The sequence below is a fragment of the Caulobacter sp. S45 genome, from assembly GCF_903642205.1.
In the GTDB taxonomy this organism is placed as follows: Bacteria; Pseudomonadota; Alphaproteobacteria; order Caulobacterales; family Caulobacteraceae; genus CAHJWH01.
Genome location: NZ_CAHJWH010000234.1, coordinates 1 through 3,193, shown reverse-complemented (window position 1 = coordinate 3,193; position 3,193 = coordinate 1). Strand labels below are relative to the sequence as shown.

The 3,193-nt window shown below is 67.1% G+C and carries 5 protein-coding genes; 3 read left to right on the top strand and 2 right to left on the bottom strand.

The genetic code is table 11. The features are described 5' to 3' along the window. The first annotated feature begins 110 nt into the window (after positions 1–110). The 3 genes from HUV06_RS15380 (at position 111) to HUV06_RS15370 (ending at position 2,036) form a co-directional block, all read left to right on the top strand. The gene (locus HUV06_RS15380; RefSeq protein WP_174302118.1) at positions 111–431 is read left to right on the top strand and encodes an REDY-like protein HapK; all 321 of its coding nucleotides are present in this window, start codon (positions 111–113) and stop codon (positions 429–431) included. Beyond that, positions 431–1,279: an SDR family NAD(P)-dependent oxidoreductase gene (locus HUV06_RS15375; protein WP_174302117.1), complete on the top strand. Its 849-nt coding sequence runs from the start codon at positions 431–433 to the stop codon at positions 1,277–1,279. The genes HUV06_RS15380 and HUV06_RS15375 overlap by 1 nt, the downstream gene beginning before the upstream one ends. Before the next feature lie 88 nt (positions 1,280–1,367). Next, positions 1,368–2,036 (top strand): GntR family transcriptional regulator, encoded by a 669-nt coding sequence (locus HUV06_RS15370; protein ID WP_217433922.1) that lies wholly within the window; start codon positions 1,368–1,370, stop codon positions 2,034–2,036. 465 nt (positions 2,037–2,501) lie between these two features. Here the strand turns inward: HUV06_RS15370 and HUV06_RS16730 are convergent, their stop codons facing one another. After that, entirely contained in the window at positions 2,502–2,804 is a 303-nt protein-coding gene (locus HUV06_RS16730; protein WP_217433921.1) for a type II toxin-antitoxin system PemK/MazF family toxin, read from the bottom strand. A gap of 32 nt (positions 2,805–2,836) precedes the next feature. After that, entirely contained in the window at positions 2,837–3,091 is a 255-nt protein-coding gene (locus HUV06_RS15360) for an AbrB/MazE/SpoVT family DNA-binding domain-containing protein (RefSeq protein ID WP_174302115.1), read from the bottom strand. Positions 3,092–3,193 lie beyond the last annotated feature (102 nt).

Below are 3,193 nucleotides of genomic sequence, written 5' to 3'. Positions count from 1 at the left end.
CCAGGCCCTCCTCGCGTCCGGGCGGCCGCGCGCCCCGAACTCCACCGTTGCGGATCGTATACAAAGACCTCAAGGTGCGCCAAGGCCCAACTTGCGGAAGCCGTCGCCCGATGCGCATCGTCGCCCTGTTCAACCTGAAGCCCGGGGTCGAGCGCGAGCGCTACGAGCGCTGGGCCAGGACCACCGACATGCCAACCGTCAAGGCGCTGGCGTCGATCGCCGACTTCCAGGTGCTGCGCACCACGGGCCTGCTCGGATCGGAGGCGCCGGCGCCCTACCAGTACCTGGAGATCATCGACGTCGCCGACCCCGAGCAGTTCAGCCGGGACGTCGCGACCGAGGCCATGACCCGCGTCGCCCAGGCGTTCCAGGAGCTGGCCGAGGTGACTTTCATGCTCACCGAGCCTCTGGCGGCGGAAGAGCCGGCCTGATGGCGACGACCACCCTCCGGTTCGCGGGCAAGACCGCCGTGGTCACGGGCTCCGGCCGGCGGGGCGGGTTGGGCGAGGCGATCGTGCGCCGCCTGGCCGCCGACGGGGCCAAGGTGGTGCTCTCCGACATCGGCCGTGCGAGCGGCCCGGAGACCCCCGCCGACATGATCGGGCAGGCGGCTGAGATGGACGCGATCGCCGCCGAGCTCCGCGGGCAGGGGGCTAAGGTCTCCACCTTCGCCTGCGACGTGCGCCGCTATGAGGCGGTGCAGGCGCTGGGCGCCCACGCGATGGCCGAGCACGGCTCGCTGGACATCTGGGTGAACAACGCCGGCATCGGCTACATCATGAAGCCGCTCCTGGAGGTGGAGCCCGCCGACTGGGCCGCGGTGATCGACGTCAACCTGACCGGCGCCTTCTACGGCCTGAAGGTGGCGGCCGCCGCGATGGTGGAGCAAGGGCGCGGCGGGCGCATCGTCAACATCGCAAGCCAGGCCGCCAAGTCCGGCTTCCCCCACGCCCAGGCCTACACCGCCTCCAAGCACGGCCTGGTGGGGCTCGTCCGCTCCGCGGCCATCGAGCTCGGACCCCATGGGATCACCGTCAACAACGTCTGCCCCAACCACGTCACCACGGGCCTGGGCGCGTGGCAGAACGGCTACTTCGCCAGGGTGACCGGCCACGACAGCGTGGAGGCCTATCTCGCCGCCATGGCCGCCCGCATCCCGCTGCGCCGGCCCGGGCGGGCGGGGGACACCGCCGACGCCGTGGCCTTCCTCTGCTCCGACGAGGCCGCCTACATCACCGCGGAGTCGATGAACGTCTCCGGAGGCGAGGAGCCGCATTGAGGCCGCCCGCCACCCTACGGGCGGCTCGTGGCTTGCCATCGCTCGGCCCGCATGGCTTGCAGGCCCCATGACGGTGAAAGACGCGCCCGTGTCGACAGCCGGCGGCAAGGCCTACGACCTGATCCGCAGCGCCATCCTGTCCGGCGAGTTCAGCCCGGGGCGGCGGCTGAAGGAGGAGGAGCTGACCACCCTGTGCGAGGTCTCGCGTACGCCGGTGCGCGAAGCCCTGCGCCGCCTGGCGCTGGAAGGGCTGGTGGTGGTGACCCCCAACGCCGGCGCCCAGGTCTCCGAGACCTCGCCCGGCGAGCTGGCGGAGGTCTACGCCCTGCGCGCGATGATCGAGGGCCACGCGGCCGAGCGGGCGGCGAGCCGGATCGACGCCGGCGCCCTGGCGCGGCTGCGCGAGCTGGCGGGCGAGATGGAGGGATCGCTCGGCCTGGCCGCCGAGGCGTTCAGCCGGGAGTTCGCGGCGGTCAACGCCGAGTTCCACCGCATCATCCTGGACGCGGCGATGAGCCCGAGGCTGTCGGCCATGGCCGCCCTGGTCGTGGAGCTTCCCCTGACCCGGCGCACGCTGGCGCTGTACTCCCACGACGACCTGATCCGTTCCATGGGCCACCACCGGGAGCTGGTGGACGCGTTCGAGGCCCGCGACTGCGCCTGGGCGGCCTCGGTCATGAAAAGCCACATCCACGCCGCCCACCAAGCCCTCGTCCGCTACGCGCACGGTCCTTCAGGCGCTTCGGCGGGCTTGTGAAGTACAACTGCTAGATCGCTGGTCTGAACTCGTAAGTCTGGACCATCCTTTTGGGACTTATCGATTTCTCGAGCTCTGTCAGCCACAATGGCTCCGTCAGGTGAAATGTAGCTGCTGGTAAGGCGACTCGGGTAGGTCAGGGGTCATGCTACCACCGGTAGACTATGAACATACGAGATGGAGAAATGCATCACCGTCCGAGTTGCCGTCACGGACCAGTCTTGCGCTCGAGCATGCTGCGGATCGGCGCCTGATTGCGTCCCGCCAGCTTGCTCGGCGAACGCTCTTGGATGGGCTGCGCGCTAAACGGCTTTGGGCGCGACACGAGTGGCGAGCTCGGTGGGAGAGTTTCCAGTTTCCGAACATTCGCAGCTGTTTGGATAAATAAACAGCACTGAGACATTGAACCACGCCAGTGGAATTCTTTAAAGGACACCTTCTCGGATGAACTAGCTTGCGTGTTACTCATTCCGCGGACAGGGATCGTAGCACTGCGAGAGCGGCGCTTAGCGTTAGACGATCAGTCTGCCCGACTTTCTTCACCAGCCGGCCGCCATCCACTGTACGGACCTGCTCCAGCAGCATCAAGCCGGCTTTGCCGGCGAAGGTAGTCGCCACCCGGCAGGGAGCAGGGCGGCTACCGCTGGTCAGTGGCGCTACAAGCATCACAGAGAGATGATCATTGATCTCGGGAGGAGATACTACGACGCACGGGCGAGTTTTCTGGATTTCACGTCCAACTGTCGGGTCAAGGTTGATTAGCCACACCTGACCTCGCGCTGGGCGAGGATGCCCCGACTTCACCAAACCCAGTCCTCATCGCCAGCGTTATCCAGCTCCGGCCATTCCGTCTGACCGTCCCCGGCGGCGGCCAGCGACTCGGCCGCTTCCGCCCAACCCTCGCGCGGGCGAAGTTGTGCAGGCGACAGCACGACCCGCCCTTCCTGCAAATCCATTTGCAGCACATCTCCGGCCGCGACGTGCAGGTGGGCCAAGACGGGCTTGGGCAGCAGGATCGCCGCCGAATTCCCCATTCGTTTGATCGCGGCTTGCACGATGCCCTCCTAGTTTTACTGAGTGAGAAAGCCGCGACCGAGTTGGCTGAGGATTTTGGTAGGCTGACCGACTCGTTGGTCAGTTGAGAGATGCTCGAAGGT